Origin of the sequence: Paractinoplanes aksuensis, assembly GCF_024137025.1 — a bacterium.
GTDB lineage: Bacteria > Actinomycetota > Actinomycetes > Mycobacteriales > Micromonosporaceae > Actinoplanes > Actinoplanes aksuensis.
Window position 1 is genome coordinate 54,255 of the sequence record NZ_JAMYJR010000031.1, and the last position, 23,038, is coordinate 77,292.

A 23,038-nucleotide genomic window follows, 5' to 3' on the forward strand; every position below is an offset into this window, starting at 1 on the left:
GTCCTCGGCGGACCGCAGTACAGCCGTCTGATGTTCGAGTAGCGTCACCGGCGTGGGCGAGTTCATCGCGGCGGCCGCCTTACGAGCGGATGACGTGGAGAAAGTCGCCGCGGCCGTGTTCCGATACGCCGAGAAGCACGGTGCGCCGGCCGAATTCGTCGAACCGGACAGCGGGGACGGAAGATCGACGGTTGACCTGTGGGCGCCCCGTAACGGCTGGATCGTAACGATCTGGCCGACGCATTTCACCGGGCTCAATGCGGTCGCCCAGTGGCTGTCCGGTGAGCTCACCACCCTGGTCAGCACCATCGACGTCTACGACGGCGACTTCTGGAACCACGTCTTGTGGCGCGACGGCGCCGAGGCGGACCGGTTCAGTTCCTGGCCCGACCATTTCGAGGCGGACCGGCACGAGGCGAAGCGCCTGAAACAGGAATGGGCGGGCCGGCCGGACGTTCTCGCGGAGAGCTTCGGCGTACCCGAGAATCACATAACCCCGTACCTGATCCCGCCATACTCGTCTGGCGTCTTCGGCTGGTGGATGCGGCGCCGCAAACCTTTCCCCGACGACACCACCGAACTCGCCGACATCTGGATCTTCATCGACTTCTGGCGACGCCTGGGCATCCACTACCCGGATGCCCCACCGGCCCGCTCGATCCGCTTCACCGGCCGCGGTTCCGACGGACTACCGGTCGGCGGCCCCTCCTTCTGAGGCCTGGTCGGGCATCGTCAAAGCGGCGAGGGTCAGCACGATGGGAAACTCCTTGTCCATCTGGCCCAGCAGTAGCGCAATGATCCGAGACCCGTGCCGCCAGGCCGGAAACGGTTCGCCGCCGGTGAACATCGCCAGGTCGTACTCGAGCTTGGAGACACTCTCGTCGCCGGCCCACACCCGGTCGTGCTCGGGCCGGAACGAATGCGACTGCGGCGGTCCCCATTTCGCGGCCAGCGCGGCGACGGCCTCTTGCCGCTGCTCCTCGAAGCCGTGGAACGCCTCCTCCCACAGCCGCCAGGCCGTCCCGTCGTAGTCCGCGGGCGTCTCGTGCAGACTCTCGAAGACCGCGATCGGCGCGAAGGCCGCTCGGGCTCCGATCTGCGGCACACCTTCGAGCCAGTCGCTGGTGTCCTCGGCTCCCTCGGGGAATTGCTGCGAGACCAGTTCCTGGGCTGATGCCACGACGTCCGCGATCACGGCCAGAGCCTACGGGGCAAACTCGATGACAGCGGGTGAGGCTCTGTCTTAGGGTCGGCGGGCGGCGTGTAGCTCAGTCAGCAGAGCACCGGGCTATGGACCCGGAGGGCGCAGGGGCGGAACCTGCCACCCCGGCATGAACAGTGAGCAGGCAGGTGAGGCGTACCCGCAGGGGCAGCTGGCGGCCGCTTTCGTCACCGCGCTGACCCACGAGAACGCGGCGACCCGGTCGCGGGCGGAGACTCGGGTCGCCCGCTGGATGCGGGTGCTGACCGGGATGGCCGCCGGCTCGTTGCGGATCGGGTCGCGTACGCCGGTGGCGGGGTTTCCGGCCTGGGTGACGCCGGAGGTTGTCCGGGGTGGCTTCGCGACCGGCACAGCAGCCGCGGGCGGACCTCTGCGCCCGCACGAGGCAGCGATCGCCGACGATCGGGCGGCGGTGTTCGCGTACTACCTGACCGACGCCGGACAGGCGGAGTTGTGCTCGCGGCTGGACAGCGGCCGCTACCGGCTCGAGTTCGCGGAGCAGGCCGCCCTGCTGGCGATGGCCTGGCTGCTGCGTTCCGGCGACCGGGACCGTGCTCTCGGCCTGCTGGAGGAGATCGGCCCGTACGGCGGGCAGTTGAGTTTCAGCCCGGTGCCGGCGGACGCGGGCGAGCAGGACCCGTCCGTGGTGTGGCGGGCCGACGCCGGTGAGGTGCGGACGGCCCTGGCCGCCCGGCGCGAGAACTCGCGGGTCGAGGCGATGCGGGAGGCCATGACGGTGTGGAATCCGTTCGCCGACGAGCTGCTGACCCTGTGGCTGACGACCGGCGACCCGGTGGCGACGGTCTTCCCGGGCGATTGGCACGGTCACGCCGAAGCGCTGCTCGCTCGATACGACGCTCTAGCGGCCGCGCACACGCTCTGCGGCAAGCACCGCAAGCCGAAGGAGAACCTGGCGGTCCTGCGTGCCGCGGCTCAGGACGTCGTCCATGGTGGCGAGCTCACGCCCCGGCAGCTGGGTCTGCTGCGATCCGTCGTGGCCGCCATGGTGGTGGACGATCTGATCGCGGCCGGGGTGCTGCCCTCGGCCGAGGTGCTGGCCGAACTCGTGCCGCAACTCGCGGCGCAGACGAACGCGGCCGCGTATCCGGACCCGGCCCTGCGGACGTTGATGGCCGCGACGTACCGCGCTTTCCGCGAGCGGCGCTCGCTGCTGCTGCTGAACCTGCAGCACCAGGTGCGGCTGACCGAGCTGCCCTGGGTGCGGGCCCTGCGTCCGTACCGGGAGGAGGGTGACGAGACCCGCCGCGACGCGCAGGCGACGTTGCGGCGCCTGGGTGAGCTCGCGGTGGACGGGTTCCCGGCGACGCTGCTGCCCAACCCGCTCGTGCGGGAACTCGCGGGCCTGTCCCAGGAGGCCGGCGCGGCGCAGCTTCGCCACCGTGCTCAAGCTGGCCGAGCGGATCGAGGGCCATCCCCGGCCGCTACCGGTGATCAAGGACGTCGCGTACGCCTGGCGGCACTTGATCTTATTCTTGTCGCTCCCGGACGCCGGTGACCCCGGCCCGCTGCTCGACCAGTTCCAGGCCGAACTGGCCGAGGCGCCGACCGGCGTACGCACGAGGATCGCGCCCGCCCTGGCCGGGCTCCGGCGCGTCGCCCAGGGTGACCGGATCACTGGCGAGCAGCGTCTGCTCGGCTGGACCAGGGGTCAACCGACGCGGCGGTAGCGGATGTGCGTGGTCAGCGGTGAGTGCAGCACCTCGACCGGCTCGAAACCGAACGATTCCACGCCGTCGAACATGCGCTCGCCCGAGCCGAGCAGGACCGGGGCGATGTCGAGGGTCAGCTCGTCGATCACGCCGGCGTTGAGGGCCTGGCGGACGGTCGAGGCGCCGCCCGCAATGTCCACGCCCTTGCCGTCAGCGGCCTCGAGCGCGGCCGCGTACGCCGCGTCGAAGCCGTCGGTGACGAAGTGGAAGGTCGTTCCGCCGTCCAGCGCGATCGGGTCGTGCGCGTGGTGGGTCAGCACGAACACCGGCGCGTGGTACGGCGGCTCGTTGCCCCACCAGCCGGTCCATTCCTCGTCCCAGTCGCCGCGGATCGGGCCGAACATGTTGCGGCCCATCACGTACGCACCGCGAGGACGCATCAGCCAGGACTTCGCGACCTTGTCGGCCTCGGTGGCCCGGGGATCGCCGATGTGCCAGCCGTGCAGCTCGCGGCCCCGTACGCCCAAGGGGTTGTCCCGGCTCTGGTCCGGCCCGGCAACGAAACCGTCCAGCGAGATCGACATGTGACAGGTGGTGTCCACCATCGCGAACCTCCAAGCGGTTGCAAAGTGCAAGCGGTTTCGGACGATAGCACTTTTATCGGCTGCGCAGGGCGGTCAGCACCGCGGTAACTTCCGGCCGCGAGGTCGACGGCCGGCGCGCCGCCGCCGTGATTCGGCGATACAGCGCGGGCGCCAGTGGCCTGGTCACGACCTCGTAGCGCGAGTCCACGGCCAGGCTCGGCAACAGGGCGATCGAGCGCCCGGCCTCCACGTGCCGCAGCGTCAGCATGTAGTTGTTGAAGCGGCAGATCACCGTCGGTTCGAAGCCGGCCTCGCGGCACAGCCGGGTGGCCAGTTCCGACATGTACGCCCCGGCCAAGTCGAACGTCCAGCGCTGGTCGGCGCAGGCTTCCAGGGCCACCGCGTCCAGGGCGGCCAGTGGATGGTCCGGCGGCAGCACCAGCACGACCTCGTCCTCGGCCAGCGGCACCAGGTCGATGGCCGGGTCGAGTTCGGCCCCGGCGAAGTCGGTGGTCGTGATGATGACGTCGACGTCGCCCCGGCGCAGGGCGGGCATGCTGACGTGCGGTTCCATCTCGAGCAGCACCACCGTCACGTCGGGGTGCCGCGCGGCCAGCAGAGCCACCGCCGGTTCGGCCAGGGCCGGCACCGCGCTCTGGAACACGCCCAGCGTCACCGTGCCCACCGGCTCGTCGGTCAGCCCGCGCAGCGACGCCTCGGCCGCGTCCATGGCGGCCAGGATCTCGCGGGCCCGCCCGGCCAGCAGCACCCCGGCCGCCGTGAGCCGGACCCGGCGGCCGGTGCGTTCGAGCAGGGCTGTGCCGGTCTCGCGTTCGAGCGTGGCCAGCTGTTGCGACACCGCCGACGGGCTGTGATTGCCGCGCTGGGCGACCGCGCGGACCGTCCCGTACGTGGACAGGTCGACCAGCAACCGCAGGCGCCACGGATTCAGCGTCACTGTGCGGCTCTCCTTAACAGCGAGCGCGGAAATGTGGGATGGACCTGACGCTAGCGCCCGCCCTAGCGTCGAGTCATGACTGACACGTTCTGGTCCGACGCCGAGCGTCACCTCGTCCGCTACTCCGGCGCGGGGCGGTTCACCCCCGAGATCATCGAACGCGCCGAGGGCAGCTTCGTGTTCACGACCGACGGCCGGCGGCTGCTCGACTTCACGTCGGGCCAGATGAGCGCGATCCTCGGCCACTCGCACCCGGCCGTAGTGGGCACCGTGCAGCGGCAGATCGCCTCGCTCGATCACCTGTTCAGCGGCATGCTCAGCCGCCCGGTGGTCGACCTGGCCCGCCGCCTGGCCGACTCGCTGCCCGACCCGCTCGAAAAGGTGCTGCTGCTGACCACCGGGGCCGAATCGAACGAGGCCGCGATCCGAATGGCCAAGCTGGTCACCGGGCGACACGAGATCATCTCGTTCGGCCGCTCGTGGCACGGCATGACCCAGGCCGCGGCCGGCGCCACCTACAGCTCCGGGCGCAAGGGGTACGGGCCGGCCGCGCCCGGCAACTTCGCGATCCCCACTCCGAACGCGTACCGGCCCGACTTCACCGACGCCGACGGCCAACTCGACTGGCGCAAGCAGCTGGACTTCTCGTTCGAGCTGTTCGACGCGCAGTCGGTGGGCAGCCTGGCCGCCTGCATCGTCGAGCCGATCCTGAGCTCGGGCGGCGTGCTCGACCTGCCGCCGGGCTACCTGGCCGCGCTGCGCGACAAGTGCCACGAGCGCGGCGGACTGCTCATCCTCGACGAAGCACAGACCGGTCTGTGCAGGACGGGCGACTGGTACGCGTTCCAGCGCGACGCCGTCACCCCGGACATCCTGACCCTGAGCAAGACCCTCGGCGCCGGCCTGCCGCTGGCCGCCGTGGTGACGACCGCCGAGATCGAGCAGACGGCCCACGACCGCGGCTTCCTGTTCTTCACCACGCACGTCTCGGACCCGCTGGTGGCCGCCGTCGGCAACACGGTCCTGGACGTCCTCGAGGCCGACAAGCTCGACCATCGCGCGGCCGAACTGGGCAACCACCTGGCCGACGGCCTGCGCGAGCTGCAGACGCGGCACGCGGTGATCGGCGACGTGCGTGGCCGCGGCCTGCTGGTCGGCCTGGAACTGGTGCTCGACCAGCAGACCAAGCAGCCGGCCGACGAGCTGGGAGCGGCGGTCACCCGGCACTGCCTCGAACTCGGCCTGCACATGAACGTCGTGCAGCTGCCCGGCATGGGCGGCGTCTTCCGGATCGCCCCCGCGCTGACGTCCTCGACCGACGAACTCGACCTCGGCCTGCAGATCCTCGACCAGGCCATCAGCGACGTCGCGCCGCAATTCACCTGATCAACGCGGCCTCGGCCGCCAGGTCTTGGATCAGGCCATCGGCAATGTCGCGCCCCAAGCTCACTTGATCGACGCGATGATCACCGGGTCGGCGGAGAAATAGTGCCCGTCCGCCGACAGCCGCTCGATTGCCACGAAGTCATCGGCGACCTGCCACCGACCAGGCTTCCAGCCCAGCCCATCGGACCCAACAGCCAGCGCAAAATCCAGCTCACCGTCGATCCGCAGATGCCGGTCGGCGGTGAGCGTCACCGACCGTCCCCGCGAAGTCCCCAACACGTGGACGCCGGAAGAAACGCTTACCACCCGGCCGCCGATCACCGTAGCGTCCGTTTTGTCCAACTCAAGCGACCGCCGAGGCGTCGCACCATCCACCAGGTAACCCTGCCCGTCCTTGTCGCGCAGCCCGCCGCAGCCCGACCACCCGACTTCACATGACAAAGGAACAAAAGGCCCAATTAGGTACGGGGTGAGAGCCGCCCCGTTCGCCAGCGAGTACCCGCCGAAGGGCTGCTGGGCCGGCTCGCGGTCGGAGCAGAAGAACTGCCCACCCAGGGTCGTGAAGCCTGCCGCACATGGGACGTCCTCAACCGCCCAGCGCTGCACTCCGCCGGCCACCTCGTAGGCGACCAACCGCCCAGCCCCGGCCACCAGCACAGCCCCGTCACCGACATAGAGCCCGGCCGGCGCCCACACCATCGACGCCCCGGTGCGATCCCCTCCGGCCTTCGACACCGACAGCCCGGTGTCGACCCGCCATATTTCACGGCCGGAACGCCCGTCGATCGCGATCAACTGCCCGTCCGACCACCGGCTGATCACCGTCGACCCCGAGGCCACCACGCCCGACACCCGGGCCGGCCAGCGCCGCAACGACCACCGAGGCGTCACCATGCTCTTGGCGTCAACCGGGGAGTCGGCCCGAACCTGGCGTTCCCCCGCGTACACCCGCAATTGCCCGTCGACGATGAGCGGCGCCATTTTCGTACGCCCAGTAACCCCCGGCCCGTCACTGACCGCAGCCGAATAGCCCCCGACAGCCGGCGACAACACCTCAGCCGGCCCGAACACCCGCCACCCGATCAGTCCGGTCGCGGCCACCAGCAGCACCGCCGCCAGCGATCGCAGCAGCACCCGGGACACCCGGGGAGCCTATGTCAGGCGACCGCGGCCAGGTCGTCGAGGTCGCGTCGCAGGGCGCCCTCGGCTGTCTCGGCGGCCAGCCCGCCGAAGATCAGGCCCAGGATGCGGGCCGCCGGAGCCGTGGCCGACCCGTCCTGCTTCACGGTCACCATCGTGCCGCCGCGGTGACGGCCCGACATGACCGGCACGAACGAATACGTCATGCGGTAGTCGGCCCCGATGCCGGGCGAGGTGACCACGAACTTCTCGGGCACCTCGCACTCGCGCACCCGGAACTCCTCGGTGACCTCGCCGCCGTCGGCCATGCCGCGGGTCTCGCGCCACACCGTGCCCGCGCCGAACGGGCCGTGGCTGCGCACCTCGACCCGGGTGACGGCGGTGAGCCACTCGCGGCGCCGGTTGAGATCGGTGAACACCGACCAGACCGCCGCGACCGGCGCGTCGATCAGGCGGGTCACCACGACCGTCGACATAGCGTCACCCCCGGGTACACCGTACGACAGAACTCAGGGCACGACGGTCCCCGAAACCGAGCCGAGCGATATCTCTGCGCCGGCAGCCGAGATCGCGGTGCCGCCGATGCGCACGTGGTCGCCGTCCTCGAGGAAGCCGCGCCGGCTGCCATCGGCCAGTTTGACCTGCTCGGCGCCGTTCCACGTCAGTTCGAGGAACGAGCCCGCCTCGTCGCGGGCCGGGCCGCTGACGGTGCCGGAGGCGTACAGGTCGCCGGTTCGGACGGCGGCGCCGTTGCTGGTCAGGTGGGCCAACTGCTGGGCCGCCGTCCAGTACATCGAGGCGAACGGCGGCCGGCTGACCGGGGTGTCGTTCCATTCGACGCGCAGGCGCAGGTCGTACGCGGGACCGGCCGGCCGCAGATAGGCGAGCGGTTCCGGATCTTGCGCGACCGCCGGCACGGTGGCCAGCGCGTCCAGCGGCAGCACCCACGGCGAGACCGAGGTCGCGAACGACTTGGCCAGGAACGGGCCGAGCGGGCGGTACTCCCAGGCCTGCAGGTCGCGGGCCGACCAGTCGTTGACCAGGGTGAGCCCAAAGACGTGCTCGGCGAAGTCGGTGGTGGTGAGCTGCCGGCCGGGCACGCCGACCACGAACCCGACCTCGGCCTCGATGTCGAGCCGCCGGGTCGGCCCGAACACCCCCTCGGCGAGCTGGCCCGACGGCCGCCGGATCGGGGTGCCGCCGACGACCACCGTGGCCGAGCGGCCGTGATAGCCGATCGGCAGGTGCTTCCACTGCGGCGGCAGCCCGGGCGCCTCGGGCCGCAGGATCTTCGAGACGGTCAGCGCGTGCTGCTCGGACGAGTAGAAGTCGGTGTAGTCGGCCACCTCGAACGGCAGGTGCAGCGTCACCGCGCTCAGCGGAATCACCGGCGGACCGGCCGTGACGTGCGCGATCACGGCTTCGCGGGCCGCCCGCCACGCCGCCCGCCCGGCCGCCATCAGCGGGTTGAGCGAACTCGCGGCCAGGTGCCCGCCCAGACTCGAAAGATCAACAACATCGGTTCCCAGCCGTACGCCGAGATGCCGGCCACCCCCGGGCCGACTGAACACGCCGTACGGCAAATTGTCGAGCCCGAAGCCGTCGCTCACTCGTAACCCCCGTTGATCAGACCCAGCCGCACCAGTTCGGTGAGCGGCTCGACGACGCCGACCGCGCCGAAACCCGCGAACATCGGCCGCGGTTCACCCCGCCGGGCGCGGCAGGCCTCGACCAGCGGCACCGGATGGGTCGCGGCCAGCACCTCGGCCACCTCGGCGACCTCGCCGCCGTCGTGGGCGCTGATCGACGCGGTGAGCACGTTGAGGAAGCCGTGATGGGTGAAGCCGGTCTCGGGGTCGGTGTGCCGGATGGCGTGGCGCAGACCCGCGGCCAGCCGGAACGGCAGCTCACGGTCGCGGCAGGCGCAGAGCACCGCGGCCAACTCGACCGGGGTCGGGAACAGCTCGGCGGCCAGCCCACCGACCCGGAATTTCGGCGCGATGCGTAAACCGGCAGCACGGGCCTCGGTCAGCGCGTCCAGAGCGCCCAGCAGACCCCAGCTCAGCGGAATCTCGGCGTACACCAGAAGGTCTGCGTCACCCTGGCAGAGAGCACGCAGACCGGCGAGGCCCGGTTGCGGGTCCTCGCCGCGGCGGGCCACGGCGGCCTCGATGTGCAGCACGCGCCCGCCGGACGCGCGCAGCTTGTCGACCGCGATCGGGAGCGCGCCCACGCTGACGTCGCCGACCAGCGCGAGCGGCACATCCGGGGCGGTCAGATCGGCGGCTATCAATGACGCGGGCACGAGGAGGGGACCGAGCAGCCCGGCGAACCAGCCTGCACGGTGCTCGTCGTGCTTGGCGACGGCCTCGGCGACGCCGGTGGGGCTCGGCGGCAGCAGCGACGCGTCGTCCACCAGCCCGGCGAAGAGCGGAGGCACCAGCGTTGACACGAATCCGAACCTAATAGACGCTTCCAGAAGCGGACAACCACGTCCAGAATGTCGTAATTAAGGTGGGTGGCAACGATGCCCTACTACCGCAGCGTCGGCGAGGTGCCCCACAAGCGGCACACGCAGTTCCGGCGCCCCGACGGCGGGCTTTACTCCGAAGAGCTGATGGGCCAGGAAGGCTTCTCGTCCGACTCGTCGCTGCTCTATCACCGGCACCCGCCGACGGCGATCGCGTCGGCCGAGGTGTACGAATCACCGGCGCTCACCAGGTCGGCCAACCACCCGCTCAAGCCGCGCCACCTGCGCACGCACAAACTCGACGCCGGCCCGGCCGACGCGGTGCTCGGCCGCCGCCCGCTGCTGGCCAACGACGACGTGCGGATCGGCTACGTGGTCGCCGACCGGCCGTCCCCGCTCTACCGCGACGCCGTCGGCGACGAGTGCCTGTACGTCGAGGACGGCCGGGTGATCGTCGAGACCAGCTTCGGCCCGCTCGAGGCCGGCCCCGGCGACTACGTGATCATCCCGACCTCGGTCGTCCACCGGATCGTGCCCCAGGACGGCCCGGCCCGCTTGCTGACCATCGAGGCCAACGGCCACATCGGCCCTCCGAAGCGCTACCTCTCGGTGCGCGGCCAGTTCCTCGAACACGCACCGTTCTGCGAACGCGACCTACGCGCGCCCACAGAGCCGTTGCAAGTGGACGAAACCGACGTCGAAGTGCTGGTCAAACACCGTGCGGGCTGGACCAAGCATGTGTACGCACAACACCCGTTCGACGTGGTCGGCTGGGACGGTTGCCTCTACCCGTGGGCGTTCTCGATCCACGACTTCGAGCCGATCACCGGCCGCGTGCACCAGCCGCCGCCCGTACACCAGACGTTCGAAGGCCCGAACTTCGTCATCTGCTCATTCGTGCCGCGCAAGGTCGACTACCACCCGCTGGCCATCCCGGTGCCGTACAACCACCACAACGTCGACTCCGACGAAATGATCTTCTACACCGGCGGCAACTACGAGGCCCGCCGCGGCTCCGGCATCGAACAGGGCTCCATCTCGTTGCACCCGTCCGGCTTCACCCACGGCCCCCAGCCTGGCGCGGTCGAACGGGCCCTCGGCATCGAAGCCTTCGACGAGCTGGCGGTCATGGTCGACACTTTCCGCCCGCTGGACCTGTGCGACGCCGCCGTGGCCGTGGAGGACACGGCGTACGCCTGGACCTGGAACCGCTAAAGCCCGACCACCGACACTTCGACGTCGATCCTGGCCGGGAGCGGCTTCTCGGCCGGGAACGACGGAATCCGGAAGACGAACACCTCAGCGTCGTCACCGGTCTTGTGCAGGCAGTACGCCTTGCCCGCAGCCAGTTGCAGGTAACCGTCCTGATACTTGACGCCGTTACCCTCGGCGCACGCCGCCGGGTCAGCGAACGGGTCGCCGCCGGCCACGCCGATGGTCGCCCGGCCCTCCAGCGGTTCGGCACTCCAGATCCGCTCGTCGCCGCCGCTGCAGTTCTGCACCTTCTCGTCCTTGCCCGGGGTAGCACACAGCAGCGAAATGTCACCGGTGTAGGCGTCAGCTCCGGGGCCCGGAGGCTGGAGCCACATGGCCCCCTGCGGGTACTTGTCGCCCGTACCCATCGGAATCTCGACCTTGAGAACGGCGGTCCCGAGCCCCTGCTTCGCGGGCGCCGACCCGATGACCTTCGGCAGCTTCTGCTCGTCGTCGGCGGTCTGACTGCGGTAGAGCGAGACGGCAAAAGTGCCTGCAGCAACCACAGCGACAGCCAGGGCGGCGGAGAGGGCTGTGCGGGTCAGGTGCTTCGCACGCACCAACACCACAGCCACGGCGATCAGCACGACGACCGCGACCACAGCGATCAAAAGATCCACCATGGCGGATAAGGTAGCCCACCCCGCAATGGGGCCGGAGGTTCCAGATCAGCGACGAGGCAGTACGCCCAGGAGGGTCGCAGTCAGCGCCTGCTGCAAGTACTCCTTCGGGTCCAGGTGGAAGCGGGCCAGGTCTGGTTCGGCCTGGTAAGCCGCCTGAAGGCTGGGTGGTGGCGACCTGTACGCCGACAGGGCGCCCGCCGTGAGCATGGCCTGCAGGCTGCAAAAGGCCGCATCGTTCCCGAGCTCCGGCAGGTACTTCTGCATCAGGGCGGCCATGGTCGTCAGCCGGTCCAGCGAGGCGCGCTTGTAGCGTGCGACGACTTCAACCGACACGTTGTGTTCCAGGACACTGCCCTGCGCGCCGAAGAGTTCACACAACACGGCCTGGCCGGACAGCGACCGGCTGAGGATCTCGGCCAACACCGTCGCTCGCCGGGCCATGGGCTGGCTCTCGTCGACGCCGGTCGCCAGTTCGCCGGCCAGTTCCGTCAACCATTCCTGCAAGAAGTGGTCCAGCAGTTCCAGTAGCACCGCCTCGCGCGACTCGAAGTAGCGCAGCACGTTCGGCTTGGCCAGGCCGACGCGGCGGCTCAGCTCGTTGAGGGTCAGCGCGGCCACCGGCATCTCGTCCAGCATCGCCGTTGCCGCGTCGAGGATCGCCCGGCGGCGGATCTCCCGCTGCTCCTCGGTCCGCGCCCGCTGAAACGTCATGACCATCACCCTAGCTTACGTACCGCCGGTACGTTGACAACGTACCGGAAGTACTTTAACGTCGTCACCGCAAGATACCTTCGGTACTTTAAGAAGCAGGGAGACTGACATGAGCGAGCAGTGGACGACGGCGAACATCCCCGACCAGCAGGGCCGGGTAGCCGTGGTGACCGGTGCTAATACCGGGCTCGGGTACCAAACGGCCAAGGCACTCGCCGAGCGCGGGGCGTCCGTCGTGCTCGCCGTGCGCAACGTCGAGAAGGGTGAGCGGGCCGCGGCCCGCATGACCGGCGACGTGAGCGTGCAGGCGCTTGACCTCACGTCGCTCGACTCCATCCGAGCCGCGGCGTCGGCGCTGCGGTCCCGGCTCGACCGGATCGACCTGCTGATCAACAACGCCGGCGTGATGTACACGCCGAAGCAGACCACCCGCGACGGTTACGAGATGCAGTTCGGCACCAACCACCTCGGCCACTTCGCTCTCACCGGGCTGCTGCTGGACAAGATGCTGCCGGTGCCCGGCTCGCGCGTGGTGACGATCAGCAGCACCGGCCACCGCATCCGGGCCGCGATCCACTTCGACGACCTGCAGTGGCAGCGGTCGTACAGCCGGGCCGCCGCCTACGGCCAGTCCAAGCTGGCCAACCTCATGTTCACCTACGAGCTGCAGCGCCGGCTGGCCACGCACGGCACCACCGCCGCGGTTGCTGCGCACCCCGGCCTGTCCAGCACCGAACTGGCCCGCAACAGCCCCGCGGCCCTGCGGCTCCCGCTCACCTGGCTGGCGCCGGTGATCACCCAGACGCCGGCCATGGGCGCACTGCCGACCCTGCGCGCCGCCACCGACCCGGCCGCACTCGGCGGCCAGTACTACGGCCCCGGCGGACGCTTCGAGATCAAGGGCCATCCGCGGCTGGTCACGTCCAGCCCGGATTCGTACGAGGTAGCCGTCCAGCAGCGACTGTGGGCGGTCTCGGAAGACCTCACCGGGGTGAAGTTTCCCGTGGCTGCGATGGCCGGCGCATTGTCGTCGAACTGAACCCACGGACGTGGGTGATGCCGCCGAAGAGGCCGGGCCCGCCGGAAACAGCGGACCCGGCCCTTATCCCCGGAACGGAAGCTCAGCCGATGCGGAAGTTCTGGCCGTAGACGGCGAAGTCCAGCGGTGTGTTCAGGTCGAAGTTGCCATTGTTGAGGAATCTGCGCTGCGCAGTGTCGACCCGAGTGGTGTCCTCGTGCGCCGCTTCCTTCTTCATTTCGATGACGCGCTCGTCCAGGAAAACGTTGAGCCAGGCCCGTTCATCGCCACCCTGGGACGGCGGCTTGGCCCGCTTGAGTGCCTGCGTGCGGATGGCCCGCATGCCCTCGTAGCCGTGCATGACCGCTGCGTCGTAATACGCGAACTGGCCCAGGGCTCGTACCCCGTCGCTCTTGCCGTCGCGCACCGACGGGTTGAAGTAAACGCGGTCTCGTTCCGACTCTTGTGCGGCCTGGAAGCGGCTGTCGTTGGCCGCCGTGCGCCAGTCGTTGGTGAAGTTCGGGTCGAGCCCCGCGTGTGAAGCTGTGCCGTTGACGTTGCGTAGCGCCGGCAGGTACTTCGCCAGCACGTTACCGGGCACGGCATTCGTGTAGGCCTGTACGAGTTCGAGCATGTCGCCCGTGCCCGAGCAGAAGCCGATGATGCCCGCCGTGTAGCCACGGCCGTCGTTGATGTCTTCGATGTAGCGGAACTGGGCCCGCCAGTCCAGGGACGAGTTCTCCGCCGCCGACACGAGTTGCATCGCGACGTCTTTCTTAGCGGGATTGTCCAAATTGACCCCCGACGGCGCTGTGGTCGGCGGCGTAGTGGGGGTGGTGCCGCCGGGCAGGGTCCACGTCTGGTTGGCCGTGGCTGAGCACGTCCAGATTTGCAGGCGGGTGCCGTTGGCGCTGCTGCTGCCGGTCGCGTCGAGGCATTTGCCGCTGCCCGTGTTGACCAGGGTGTTGCCCGAGGCGGTCCACTTCTGGGCGTTCGTGTTGTTGCAGTCGTACAGCTGGATCTTGGCGCCGTTGGTGGTGGCGGCGGCCGTGACGTCCAGGCATTTGCCCAACGCGCGGATGCTGTTGTCAGTGTTGCCGACGGTCCACTGCTGGGCGCCGGTGCCGTTGCAGTCGTAGAGCTGGATGGCGGTGCCGTTGGCGGAGCTCGCACTGGCCGCGTCGATGCACTTGCCGCCCAGTCCCTTGATCGGACCGGCGGTGGCGGCGCTGGCCGGCAGCAGGCCGTAGATCACGGCTGCGGTGGGGACGGCCAGGGCGATCGAGGCGTAGAGAGCTCTTCTTGCGCGGTTCATGGCGCTCCTCGAAGAGGGGGATTCGTGGGGATGGATCGCGCGATGAACCGAGACGCTACAACTGTTAAAAAGCTTTATCAATACCTCTCGATGGACTGCTCTAGGCTGACGGCCGGACCCTTGACACCGGAAGACGGGTCCGCCTACCGTCCGGGCTAACTGTTAGTCAGTTTGCCTATCACCGTCTCGCACCGGGAGCCGCCGTGACCCGTCTGGCTGGTTCGTCCAAACTGCTGCGCGCCATGAACGAGAGCGCGGCGCTGGCTCACCTGCTGGACCCCGGCATGCTCACGCGGGCCGACCTGCGCAAGCTGACCGCGCTGTCGACGCCGACGATCTCCGAGGTGCTGCGCCGGCTGACCGACGCGGGGCTGGTCAACGTGGTCGGCCACAACAGCGGGCGGCCGGGGCCGAACGCCGAGATCTACAACGCGAACCCGGACGCGGCCTACGCGGCGGCCGTCTCGGTGCGGGACATCGGGGCGAGCGGCGCGCCTTCAGTAGTGGCGGCGTTGTGCGACCTCACCGGCGAGGTGCGCGGGCGCATCGAGTCGTCCATCGACTTCCTCACCACCGATCCGCTGACCGCCCTGGTCGAGGTCGTGGCCAAGCTGAGCGACGAGGCCGGTGTCCCGGCCGAGCGCATCCGGCACGTGCAGTTCGGCGTGGCCGGCTCGTACGACCCGCACACCGAGACGATCCGGCACGTCGACGTGCCGGGCTTCGGGCGTACGGGTCTGGTCCCCCAGCTGGCAGCCGCGCTCGGCACCCACGTGGGCGTCGACAACGACGTCAACCTGGCCGCGATCGCCGAGCGGCAGCGTGGCGTGGGCCGCGACGCCGACGGCTTCGCCCTGCTCTGGCTGGGCGAGGAGGGCCTCGGTCTGGCCATCGACATGGCCGGCACGCTCATGCGCGGCGCGCGTGGAGGCGCCGGCGAGATCGGCTACATGCCGCTCTACTCCCCCGATTCCTCGCATCGCAAGCTCGACCTGCAAGACCTCTTCGGCGGGGCCGCGATCCTGGAGCTGGCCCGCGACAGCGGGGTTCCCGGGCGCACGCCGGCCGAAGTCGTCCGGGCCGCGGCCGCCGACCCGGCCAACGGCGGGGACTTCCTGATCGCCCTGGCCGACCGCATCGTGATCGGGCTGGCCGCGGTGATCGCTGTGCTCGATCCGTACCTGGTGGTGCTCTCCGGCCCGATCGCCCAGGCCGGTGGCGCGCCGCTGCTCTCCGCGGTGACGTTCGCGGTGCGCCGCGCGGCCCCGCTCGAGAGCTCGATCGCCGTGACCGCCATCGACGACGACGCGGTGCTGCTGGGCGCGCTCGACGCCGGCCTGACCGCGGTCCACGAAGCCCTCATCGACTCGATCCGCTCCTCTTAATCCTCTTAAACCCCATCTGAGAGGTCCACAGTGAACAAGCGGCTACCCCATGCCCTTTTTGCCCTAGCAACAGCCACTTTGTTGATGACAGCCTGCACTCCCGCTCCCAAGGAAACGAAGATCGCCGATCCGGGCACAGAGGTCTCCGGCTCGGTCGAGTTGTGGCACTTCTTCACCGAGCGCGAGGCCGACGCCATCGACCAGGTGATCAAGGATTTCGAGAAGGACCATCCGAAGATCCAGGTGACGATCAAGTCGGGGCAGGACGACTCCAAGGTCACCCAGGCCATCGGGGCCGGGAACGGGCCGGACGTCGGGCTCTCGTACTCGACCGACATCGTCGGCAAGTTCTGCTCGTCGGGCGCGTGGGTCGACCTCAAGCAGTACATCGACCGCGACAAAGTGGACCTGAATCAGCTCAACGCGACCACGCGCTCGTACACCGAGTTCGACGGCAAGCGCTGCGCCATGCCGTTCCTGGCCGACGCGTACGGCATGTTCTACAACAAGGACCTGTTCGCCAAAGCCGGTCTGAGCGGACCGCCCAAGACGCTCGACGAACTCACCGCGTACGCCAAGAAATTGACTGTCAAGAATGCCGACGGCTCGCTGAAGACCGTCGGGTTCCTGCCGCTCTACGACTTCTACGAGAACGCGGCCTCGCACCTGGCCCCGGCCGTGGGCGCGAAGTGGCTCACCGACGACGGCAAGTCGGCGGTCGGCACCGACCCGGCCTGGAAGACGCTGATCACCTGGCAGAAGCAGCTGGTCGACTGGTACGGCTACGACAATTTGCAGAAGTTCCGGGCCGGTCTGGGCGACGAATACAGCGCCGACAACGCGTTCCAGAAGGGTCAGGTGGCGATCAACATCGACGCCGAGTACCGGCTCGCTTTCGTCAAGGACCAGGCCCCGAATCTGAAGTACGGGGTAGCGCCCATCCCGACCAGCGACCCGGCCCACTACGGCGGCGGTTACGTCACCGGCAACATTCTGGGCATCAGCAAGAACGCCAAGAACCCCGAGGCGGCCTGGGAGCTCATCAAATACCTGACCACCAACGACCAGGCGGTCATCAAACTCTCGGGGCTGCTGAAGAACATCCCGACCACGACGGCGTCGATCGCTGATCCGGGGCTGAACTCGGATGCCGACTTCAAGACGTTCATAGACATCTTCAACAACCCGAACTCGTCGACTACGCCGCCGTCCGCTTCGGGGCCGGCCTATCAGGAGACGTTCGGGCAGTTCCTCAACAGCTACCAGGCCGGCAAGGTCAAGGATCTCGACAAGGGTCTGACCGACGCCGACAAGCAGGTCAACAGCGTCATGACGCTGGGCGGCTGACAGCATGACAGCCAAACCCTTGGGCGTACGGGTAAGAAAAGGTGCGACGACACTGTCGTTCCTCGCGCCCGCGCTGATCGGCATCGCGGTGTTCTTCCTCTACCCCCTGGGTTCGGCGGTCTACTTCTCGTTCACGAAGTTCGACCTGCTCTCGGTCCCGGAATGGGTGGGGCTGGACAACTACCGGCGAATGGCCGACGACCCGTTCCTGCTGCAGTCGATCCGCAACACGCTGTGGATGGTGGTGGTCTTCGTCCCGGTCCGGATCATCGGGGCGATCGGGCTGTCGATGCTGCTCACCCAGTTGCGCCGGGGCACCGGGTTCTTCCGGACGCTGTTCTATCTGCCCGCCCTGGTGCCGCCGGTGGCCGCCACCATCGCGTTCGTCTACCTGCTCAAACCGGGCACCGGGCCGGTCAACCACTTCCTGTCGACGATCGGCATCGAGGGCCCGCTCTGGTTCAACTCGCCGACCTGGGCCAAGCCGTCGCTGGTGCTGCTCGGCCTGTGGGCCATCGGCGACCTGATGGTGATCTTCCTGGCCGCCGTGCTGGGCGTGCCGGCCAGCCTGTACGAGGCCGCGTCGCTGGACGGCGCCAACGCCTGGCAGCGGTTCCGGTCGATCACGCTGCCGACGATCCGGCCGGTGGTGCTGTTCGCGGCGGTCACCGGCGTGATCTACACGTTGCAGTACTTCGACCAGGCGGCGGTGGCCGGCTCGATCGCCAGCGGGCAGGCCACCGTCGGCGGCGGGATCTCGTCGAACTTCGGCTTTCCCGAGGGCTCGACGTTCACGTACCCGCTCTGGCTCTACACCGTCGGTTTCCGGTACAGCGCCCTCGGCTACGCGAACGCGCTGGCCATCGGGCTCTTCGTGGTCGCGCTGGCGGTCACGCTGATCCTGCTGCGCCGGGCCAAGGCCTTCTCGGGGGAGGAACAGTGACAGCCGTCCTCGACCAGCCGTCGGTGCTGACAGCGCCGGCGCCGGATCGGAAGTACCAGCGGCAGCGCCGGCTCGCCTGGATCGGCAAGCACAGCATCGCGATCGCGCTGGGCATCATGTTCGTGACGCCGGTCGTCTACCTCGTGCTGCTCTCGCTGATGACCAGCGATCAGGCGCTGACCGCGGATTACTGGCCCAACACGTGGCATCCGGAGAATTACGTCCGCGTTTTCCAGGTCACCCCGCTGCCGCACTATTTGCTCAACACGGTGGTCTATGCGGTGTCGTCGACGGTGCTCGTGCTGCTGTCGAGCGTACCGGCGGCGTACGCGCTGGCGAAGTTGAAGTTCCGCGGCAGCAACGCGCTGTTCCTGCTCGTGATCTGCGTGATGATGCTGCCGCCGCAGGTCGTCACCGTGCCGCTGTATCTGATGTGGGCCAACGCCGGCCTGACCGGATCGCTGTGGCCGCTGATCATCCCGGCCCTGTTCGGCGACGCGTTCTGCATCTTCCTGCTGCGCCAGTTCCTGCTGACCATTCCGAGCGAGTATCTGGACGCGGCCCGGGTCGACGGTTGCGGCGAATGGCGCACGCTGCTGCGGGTGGTGCTGCCTATGGCCCGCCCGGGCATCGCGGCGGCCGGGCTGTTCCAATTCTTCTACTGCTGGAACGACTATTACGGTCCACTGCTCTATACCAGCGAGAATGAGAGTTCGTGGACGCTCTCGCTCGGGCTGGCTTCGTTCCACAGTGTCCACCACGTCGACTGGAATCTGGTCACGGCAGCAACGGTGCTGGCGATGGCCCCGCTCATCGTCATTTTCTTCTTCGCTCAGCGTGCCTTCGTCCAGGGCATCACATTGACGGGATTCAAGGGTTGAAAATCGCAGTCATCGGCGGTGGGTCCACTTACACGCCGGAACTGGTCGACGGGTTCGCCCGGCTCGGCTCGATGGTCACCGAACTGGTGCTGATCGACCCGGTGGCCGACCGGCTCGAGGTCGTAGGCGCGTTCTCCGCGCGCATCCTGGAGCACTACGGCCACCTGGCCAAGATCTGGTGGACCACCGACCTCGACGCCGGCGTGACCGACGCCGACGTGGCGGTCATCCAGTTGCGGGTGGGCGGTCAGCAGGCCCGGATCGCCGACGAGACGTTCCCGCTCGACTGCGGCTGCGTGGGTCAGGAGACGACGGGCGCGGGCGGTCTGGCCAAGGCATTGCGTACGGTGCCGGTCGTGCTCGACGTGGCCGCGCGGATCAGGAAGAGGGCCAAGCCGGGCGCGTGGATCGTCGACTTCACGAACCCGGTCGGCATCGTGACGCGGGCGTTGCTCGACGCCAACCACCGCGCGGTCGGGCTGTGCAACGTGGCGATCGGCTTCCAGCGCCGGTTCGCGGCCCACCTCGGGGTCGAGCCGTCGGCGGTCACCCTCGAACACGTCGGGCTCAACCACCTGACCTGGGAGCGGGCGGCCTATGTGGACGGCGTCGACCGGCTGCCGTCGCTGCTGGAGAACCATCTGCCCGAGCTGGCGGCCGAGGTCGACCTGCCCGAACAGGTGCTGCGGACACTCGGCAACGTGCCGTCCTACTACCTGTCGTACTTCTATGCCCACGACCGGCACGTCCGTGAGCTGCTGAACGGGCCGACGCGCGGGCAGCGGGTGGCCGAGATCGAGGCGACCCTGCTCGAGATGTACCGCGATGTCGCGTTGGTCGAGAAGCCGGCGCTGCTCGGCGAGCGCGGGGGCGCCTACTACTCGGAGGCCGCGGTCGGACTCATCGCCTCGCTGCACGGGTTCGACGACCGGGCCGTGCACTCGGTCAACGTACGCAATGAAGGAACTTTGCCGTTCTTGCCGGACGACGCGGTCATCGAGGTGTCGGCCCGCGCCACGCCGAACGGTCCCGAGGTGCTGCCGCTCAACCCCCTGCCACCCGACCTGGCCGGTCTGGTCGCGCACGTCTGGGGGTACGAGGAACTGGCGCTCGACGCCGCGCTGCGGGGCGGTCGCGAACGGGTGTATCACGCCCTGCTCGCGCACCCGCTGATCGGGCAGCACGAGAAGGCTTCCGTACTGGCCGACCGGTTGATCGCCAGCGGCCGGGCCCACCTCGCGTGGGCGCGATGAGAGCGCTCTATCTGGCCATAGACGGCGGCAACTCCAAGACGGACGTGGTGCTGGGCACCGCCGACGGCGAGGTGCTGGCGTCGGTCCGGGGCGGCACGTCCTCACCCCACAACATCGGCCTTTCCGGTACGGTCCGCGTCCTCGACCAACTCGTCAGCGCGGCCCGCATCCAGGCCGGACTGGCGGCGGAGCCGACGATCGACGTGGTCGCGGCCTACCTCGCCGGGGCCGATCTGCCGGCCGAGGTCGCCGAATTGCAGACGGCGTTGTCCGGGCAGTCGTGGGCGCGGCGCACCATCGTGGACAACGACTGCTTCGCGCTGCTGCGCTCGGGCACGGCCATGCCGGACGCGGTCACCGTGGTCTGCGGGGCCGGGAACAACTGCGTGGGGCGGACGGCCGACGGGCGTACGGCCCGGTTCGTCGCCCTGGGCCCGATCTCCGGCGACTGGGGTGGCGGGCACGACCTGGCCGATCACACGCTGCGCCTGGCCGCGCGGGGCGAGGACGGGCGGGGGCGGCCGACGACGCTGAGTGCCGCGGTGGCCGCGTACTTCGAGCGGCCGACGGTGGAGGCGGTGTCCATCGCGCTGCACACGGGCCAGATCGACCGGGACAAAATTCCGGAGTTGTCGTATCTGTTGTTCGAGGTGGCCGCGGGCGGTGACGAGGTGGCGGGCGAGCTGATCACCCGGCAGGCCGACGAGATACTGGGGCAGCACCGGGTGGCGGCCGGGCGGCTGGGGCTGCTCGATCGGCCGCACGCGCTGGTGCTGGGCGGAAGCGTGCTGCGGGCCCGGCATCCCCAGCTGCACGATCAGGTGGTGGCCGGGGCTCGGCGGCAGGCGCCACGGGTGGAGATCTCGGTGCCGGTCGATCCGCCGATCACCGGCGCGGCCCTATTGGCCCTGGACTCGCTGGGGCCGACGCCCGCCGCCGTGGAGGCGAGGCTGCGGGCCGGCCTGGCCCCACCGCTCGCGGAAGCGGCTTGATTCAGCGGCGACTCAGGATAAGGAGCTCGGCTATCGCGGCCAGGACCATGGCTGCGACCAGCGAGACGACACCGCCCACCAGGGCATAGACCAGCAGGACGAGCGGCGCGACGAACCCGATGTAGGTCGCGCCGGCCAGCGGCCGGTTGTGCGCCCGCAACCGGCCCAGGGCGGTGCCCAGCGGCTCGGGCAGCATCCGCTTCATCGCGACCAGCACACCCACCACGATCAGCACGCCGACCAGCCCGGCCCACACCCGCGAGATGCCCTCGCTGGTCAACGTCATGAACCCGGCCATGACCCCGGTGATCAGCGTCGCGTTGGCGCCGTAGAGCACCCCGCGCCGCACCGCCTCGGCCGACGGCCCGGACGGGTCGAGCACCGGCCCCGACGGCCGGCTGATCGCGGGCTCCTCGGTCCAGCTGTTCGAACCCCGCGTCGGCTCCTCGACCGGATCGGGCCGATCGGGCGCCGGATATTTACGCGGGAACGGCTCGGGATAGTCCCCGACCTGCTCCTCGCGGGCCTCGGGCTCACTCTGGGCGGGCAGTGCGGCCTCGTCGGCCAGCGACTCGAGGGCCTTGGCCCAGCGCCGCCGCTCGAACCGCACGATCCCCATGTCGTGCTGGGCGTCCCCGATCCCCGAATCAAGATCCAAGGCTTGCGCGTACGCCCGTTGGGCCAGATCGAAGAGCCGCAGCCGGGCCGCCACGACCGCCAGCACCAGGTGGGCCTCGGCCTCGTCGGGCGCGACGCGAACGGCGTTCCAGGCCGCGTTCAGCGCCTCTTGCCCGTTGCGCGACTCGCTGAGCAGGGCGGCGCCGGTCCGCTGGGCGTAGGCGTCGGCCGGCCACTGACGCAGGATGTCGTTGGCGACCCGGGCCGCGTCGGCGTACTGCCGGCTGTCGGTGAGAGCCATGGCCCGTACGACCAGGTTGGTGATCGCCTCGGGCGAGGCCGCGACAGCCTGGTCGGCCGCGCGCAACGCCTCACCCGGCTGCTCGGCCGCGAGGTGGATGCGGGCCAGCGTGGCCAGCAGGCTGGACTCCCCGGGCGCGGTGGTCAGCCCCGCAGCAACCTCCTGGGCCGCCTCGTCGTACCGCCCAAGATCGGCGAGCAGGAGCGCACGCTGGCGGTACTCCTCGGGGGTGGTCTCTGGTTCCAGGGGCGCGGCCACACTTCGAGCGTAGGCGGTATCACGAAACGCCGCGGTCCGGGGCCAACCAACCCCCTTACCGCCCCACCTCAAACCCGGGCGATCAGGACGCTACTTACTCAGGCGGCGGCGATCAAGGCGATCGCGGTTGCGGCCAGGCCCTCGCCGCGGCCGGTCAGCCCGAGCCCGTCGGTGGTGGTGCCCGAGACGGTGACCGGCGCACCCACAGCAGCCGACAGCACCTCCTGCGCCTCGGCCCGCCGCTTGCCGATCTTGGGATGGTTCCCGATCACCTGAATCGACACGTTCACGATCTCGAACGACGCCGCCCGCACCAGCCGCGCGGTCTCGGTCAGCAGCGCGACCCCCGACGCCCCCGCCCACTCCGGCCGCGAAGTGCCGAAGTTGCTGCCCAGATCGCCCAGCCCCGACGCCCCGAACAACGCGTCGCAGGCAGCGTGGGCAGCCACGTCAGCGTCCGAGTGCCCGGCCAGCCCAACCTCGTCGGGCCAGAGCAACCCCGCCACCCAGCAGGCCCGCCCCGCCTCGAAGGCGTGCACATCAGTCCCGATCCCGACCCGCTGATTGATCACCCGGCCAGGCTACTGGCCGACTTCCTGATCATGCGGGGGTCCACCGCCTCCCCCGCCCACCCAAGGGACGTGGGCGGACGCTACGCGAAAATTCGGAGGACCCGCTGTCGTTGTCCACAGGCACCCCGGGCCCGTTG

At 69.3% G+C, this 23,038-nt stretch carries 24 protein-coding genes and 1 tRNA gene; 13 read left to right on the plus strand and 12 right to left on the minus strand.

The window, feature by feature from the left end:
• Positions 1 to 52 precede the first annotated feature (52 nt).
• Positions 53 to 715 carry a hypothetical protein gene (locus M1L60_RS27835; protein WP_253240491.1) on the plus strand — a complete coding sequence of 221 codons (663 nt, stop codon included), beginning with the start codon at positions 53 to 55 and terminating at the stop codon, positions 713 to 715.
• Here M1L60_RS27835 and M1L60_RS27840 read toward each other — a convergent pair.
• The gene (locus tag M1L60_RS27840) at positions 689 to 1,195 is read right to left on the minus strand and encodes a hypothetical protein (RefSeq protein ID WP_253240492.1); all 507 of its coding nucleotides are present in this window, start codon (positions 1,193 to 1,195) and stop codon (positions 689 to 691) included. The genes M1L60_RS27835 and M1L60_RS27840 overlap by 27 nt on opposite strands.
• A gap of 61 nt (positions 1,196 to 1,256) precedes the next feature.
• On the opposite strand from M1L60_RS27840, the gene M1L60_RS27845 reads away from it, so the two are divergent.
• The 3 genes from M1L60_RS27845 (at position 1,257) to M1L60_RS27855 (ending at position 2,910) form a co-directional block, all read left to right on the plus strand.
• A tRNA-His gene (locus tag M1L60_RS27845) sits at positions 1,257 to 1,332 on the plus strand.
• Positions 1,332 to 2,738, plus strand: coding sequence for a hypothetical protein (locus tag M1L60_RS27850; RefSeq protein ID WP_253240493.1), 1,407 nt, complete (start codon positions 1,332 to 1,334; stop codon positions 2,736 to 2,738). The genes M1L60_RS27845 and M1L60_RS27850 overlap by 1 nt, the downstream gene beginning before the upstream one ends.
• Positions 2,716 to 2,910, plus strand: coding sequence for a hypothetical protein (locus M1L60_RS27855; RefSeq protein ID WP_253240494.1), 195 nt, complete (start codon positions 2,716 to 2,718; stop codon positions 2,908 to 2,910). The genes M1L60_RS27850 and M1L60_RS27855 overlap by 23 nt, the downstream gene beginning before the upstream one ends.
• Here M1L60_RS27855 and M1L60_RS27860 read toward each other — a convergent pair.
• Entirely contained in the window at positions 2,892 to 3,476 is a 585-nt protein-coding gene (locus tag M1L60_RS27860; protein ID WP_253240495.1) for a dihydrofolate reductase family protein, read from the minus strand. The two genes, M1L60_RS27855 and M1L60_RS27860, sit on opposite strands and share 19 nt — an antisense overlap.
• 73 nt (positions 3,477 to 3,549) lie before the next feature.
• Positions 3,550 to 4,434, minus strand: coding sequence for a LysR family transcriptional regulator (locus M1L60_RS27865; RefSeq protein ID WP_253240496.1), 885 nt, complete (start codon positions 4,432 to 4,434; stop codon positions 3,550 to 3,552).
• A gap of 75 nt (positions 4,435 to 4,509) precedes the next feature.
• Here M1L60_RS27865 and M1L60_RS27870 point away from each other — a divergent pair, with 75 nt between their 5' ends.
• Positions 4,510 to 5,820 carry an aspartate aminotransferase family protein gene (locus M1L60_RS27870; RefSeq protein WP_253240497.1) on the plus strand — a complete coding sequence of 437 codons (1,311 nt, stop codon included), beginning with the start codon at positions 4,510 to 4,512 and terminating at the stop codon, positions 5,818 to 5,820.
• A 60-nt stretch (positions 5,821 to 5,880) separates the two neighbouring features.
• Here the strand turns inward: M1L60_RS27870 and M1L60_RS27875 are convergent, their stop codons facing one another.
• The 4 genes from M1L60_RS27875 to M1L60_RS27890 form a co-directional block, all read right to left on the minus strand.
• On the minus strand, positions 5,881 to 6,801 hold the full coding sequence (locus M1L60_RS27875; RefSeq protein ID WP_253240498.1) for a PQQ-binding-like beta-propeller repeat protein: 921 nt from the start codon (positions 6,799 to 6,801) through the stop codon (positions 5,881 to 5,883).
• Positions 6,802 to 6,977: 176 nt separating this feature from the next.
• The gene (locus tag M1L60_RS27880; protein WP_253240499.1) at positions 6,978 to 7,436 is read right to left on the minus strand and encodes an SRPBCC family protein; all 459 of its coding nucleotides are present in this window, start codon (positions 7,434 to 7,436) and stop codon (positions 6,978 to 6,980) included.
• A gap of 33 nt (positions 7,437 to 7,469) precedes the next feature.
• Complete coding sequence (locus M1L60_RS27885) at positions 7,470 to 8,570, minus strand: fumarylacetoacetate hydrolase family protein (protein WP_253240500.1); 1,101 nt, start codon at positions 8,568 to 8,570, stop codon at positions 7,470 to 7,472.
• Entirely contained in the window at positions 8,567 to 9,412 is an 846-nt protein-coding gene (locus M1L60_RS27890) for a hypothetical protein (RefSeq protein WP_253240501.1), read from the minus strand. The genes M1L60_RS27885 and M1L60_RS27890 overlap by 4 nt, the downstream gene beginning before the upstream one ends.
• Before the next feature lie 75 nt (positions 9,413 to 9,487).
• Between M1L60_RS27890 and M1L60_RS27895 the strand changes: the two genes are divergently transcribed.
• Positions 9,488 to 10,645: a homogentisate 1,2-dioxygenase gene (locus M1L60_RS27895; RefSeq protein WP_253240502.1), complete on the plus strand. Its 1,158-nt coding sequence runs from the start codon at positions 9,488 to 9,490 to the stop codon at positions 10,643 to 10,645.
• On the opposite strand, the gene M1L60_RS27900 is transcribed toward M1L60_RS27895, so the two are convergent.
• Entirely contained in the window at positions 10,642 to 11,307 is a 666-nt protein-coding gene (locus M1L60_RS27900) for a hypothetical protein (RefSeq protein ID WP_253240503.1), read from the minus strand. The genes M1L60_RS27895 and M1L60_RS27900 overlap by 4 nt on opposite strands.
• A 45-nt stretch (positions 11,308 to 11,352) precedes the next feature.
• Complete coding sequence (locus tag M1L60_RS27905; protein WP_253240504.1) at positions 11,353 to 12,018, minus strand: TetR/AcrR family transcriptional regulator; 666 nt, start codon at positions 12,016 to 12,018, stop codon at positions 11,353 to 11,355.
• A 109-nt stretch (positions 12,019 to 12,127) separates the two neighbouring features.
• Between M1L60_RS27905 and M1L60_RS27910 the strand changes: the two genes are divergently transcribed.
• Positions 12,128 to 13,057, plus strand: a complete 930-nt coding sequence (locus M1L60_RS27910; RefSeq protein ID WP_253240505.1) for an SDR family NAD(P)-dependent oxidoreductase — start codon at positions 12,128 to 12,130, stop codon at positions 13,055 to 13,057.
• Positions 13,058 to 13,139: 82 nt separating this feature from the next.
• Here M1L60_RS27910 and M1L60_RS47610 read toward each other — a convergent pair whose 3' ends face one another.
• Positions 13,140 to 14,351, minus strand: a complete 1,212-nt coding sequence (locus M1L60_RS47610; RefSeq protein WP_274622913.1) for a chitosanase — start codon at positions 14,349 to 14,351, stop codon at positions 13,140 to 13,142.
• A gap of 203 nt (positions 14,352 to 14,554) precedes the next feature.
• Between M1L60_RS47610 and M1L60_RS27925 the strand changes: the two genes are divergently transcribed.
• The 6 genes from M1L60_RS27925 to M1L60_RS27950 all read left to right on the plus strand — a co-directional run bounded on the left by M1L60_RS27925 (position 14,555) and on the right by M1L60_RS27950 (position 21,152).
• The gene (locus tag M1L60_RS27925; protein ID WP_253240506.1) at positions 14,555 to 15,736 is read left to right on the plus strand and encodes an ROK family transcriptional regulator; all 1,182 of its coding nucleotides are present in this window, start codon (positions 14,555 to 14,557) and stop codon (positions 15,734 to 15,736) included.
• An 84-nt stretch (positions 15,737 to 15,820) separates the two neighbouring features.
• Positions 15,821 to 17,083 (plus strand): ABC transporter substrate-binding protein, encoded by a 1,263-nt coding sequence (locus tag M1L60_RS27930; protein ID WP_253240507.1) that lies wholly within the window; start codon positions 15,821 to 15,823, stop codon positions 17,081 to 17,083.
• Positions 17,084 to 17,087: 4 nt separating this feature from the next.
• On the plus strand, positions 17,088 to 18,026 hold the full coding sequence (locus M1L60_RS27935; protein WP_253240508.1) for a carbohydrate ABC transporter permease: 939 nt from the start codon (positions 17,088 to 17,090) through the stop codon (positions 18,024 to 18,026).
• The gene (locus M1L60_RS27940) at positions 18,023 to 18,907 is read left to right on the plus strand and encodes a carbohydrate ABC transporter permease (protein WP_253240509.1); all 885 of its coding nucleotides are present in this window, start codon (positions 18,023 to 18,025) and stop codon (positions 18,905 to 18,907) included. Before M1L60_RS27935 ends, M1L60_RS27940 begins: the two co-directional genes overlap by 4 nt.
• Entirely contained in the window at positions 18,904 to 20,160 is a 1,257-nt protein-coding gene (locus tag M1L60_RS27945) for a family 4 glycosyl hydrolase (RefSeq protein ID WP_253240510.1), read from the plus strand. Before M1L60_RS27940 ends, M1L60_RS27945 begins: the two co-directional genes overlap by 4 nt.
• On the plus strand, positions 20,157 to 21,152 hold the full coding sequence (locus M1L60_RS27950) for an N-acetylglucosamine kinase (protein ID WP_253240511.1): 996 nt from the start codon (positions 20,157 to 20,159) through the stop codon (positions 21,150 to 21,152). Before M1L60_RS27945 ends, M1L60_RS27950 begins: the two co-directional genes overlap by 4 nt.
• Position 21,153: 1 nt before the next feature.
• Here M1L60_RS27950 and M1L60_RS27955 read toward each other — a convergent pair whose 3' ends face one another.
• Positions 21,154 to 22,329 (minus strand): tetratricopeptide repeat protein, encoded by a 1,176-nt coding sequence (locus tag M1L60_RS27955; RefSeq protein ID WP_253240512.1) that lies wholly within the window; start codon positions 22,327 to 22,329, stop codon positions 21,154 to 21,156.
• Positions 22,330 to 22,427: 98 nt separating this feature from the next.
• The gene (gene ispF / locus M1L60_RS27960; RefSeq protein WP_253240513.1) at positions 22,428 to 22,901 is read right to left on the minus strand and encodes a 2-C-methyl-D-erythritol 2,4-cyclodiphosphate synthase; all 474 of its coding nucleotides are present in this window, start codon (positions 22,899 to 22,901) and stop codon (positions 22,428 to 22,430) included.
• Positions 22,902 to 23,038: the final 137 nt, after the last annotated feature.

Excerpts from the sequence above, each read along its gene's own strand:
- M1L60_RS27850 (WP_253240493.1), top strand. The coding sequence starts at position 1,332 with ATGAACAGTGAGCAGGCAGGTGAGGCGTACCCGCAGGGGCAGCTGGCG.
- M1L60_RS27860 (WP_253240495.1), bottom strand. The coding sequence starts at position 3,476 with ATGTCGATCTCGCTGGACGGTTTCGTTGCCGGGCCGGACCAGAGCCGG.
- M1L60_RS27870 (WP_253240497.1), top strand. The coding sequence starts at position 4,510 with ATGACTGACACGTTCTGGTCCGACGCCGAGCGTCACCTCGTCCGCTAC.
- M1L60_RS27875 (WP_253240498.1), bottom strand. The coding sequence starts at position 6,801 with ATGGCGCCGCTCATCGTCGACGGGCAATTGCGGGTGTACGCGGGGGAA.
- M1L60_RS27880 (WP_253240499.1), bottom strand. The coding sequence starts at position 7,436 with ATGTCGACGGTCGTGGTGACCCGCCTGATCGACGCGCCGGTCGCGGCG.
- M1L60_RS27895 (WP_253240502.1), top strand. The coding sequence starts at position 9,488 with ATGCCCTACTACCGCAGCGTCGGCGAGGTGCCCCACAAGCGGCACACG.
- M1L60_RS27900 (WP_253240503.1), bottom strand. The coding sequence starts at position 11,307 with ATGGTGGATCTTTTGATCGCTGTGGTCGCGGTCGTCGTGCTGATCGCC.
- M1L60_RS27905 (WP_253240504.1), bottom strand. The coding sequence starts at position 12,018 with ATGACGTTTCAGCGGGCGCGGACCGAGGAGCAGCGGGAGATCCGCCGC.
- M1L60_RS27910 (WP_253240505.1), top strand. The coding sequence starts at position 12,128 with ATGAGCGAGCAGTGGACGACGGCGAACATCCCCGACCAGCAGGGCCGG.
- M1L60_RS47610 (WP_274622913.1), bottom strand. The coding sequence starts at position 14,351 with ATGAACCGCGCAAGAAGAGCTCTCTACGCCTCGATCGCCCTGGCCGTC.
- M1L60_RS27930 (WP_253240507.1), top strand. The coding sequence starts at position 15,821 with ATGACAGCCTGCACTCCCGCTCCCAAGGAAACGAAGATCGCCGATCCG.
- M1L60_RS27935 (WP_253240508.1), top strand. The coding sequence starts at position 17,088 with ATGACAGCCAAACCCTTGGGCGTACGGGTAAGAAAAGGTGCGACGACA.
- M1L60_RS27950 (WP_253240511.1), top strand. The coding sequence starts at position 20,157 with ATGAGAGCGCTCTATCTGGCCATAGACGGCGGCAACTCCAAGACGGAC.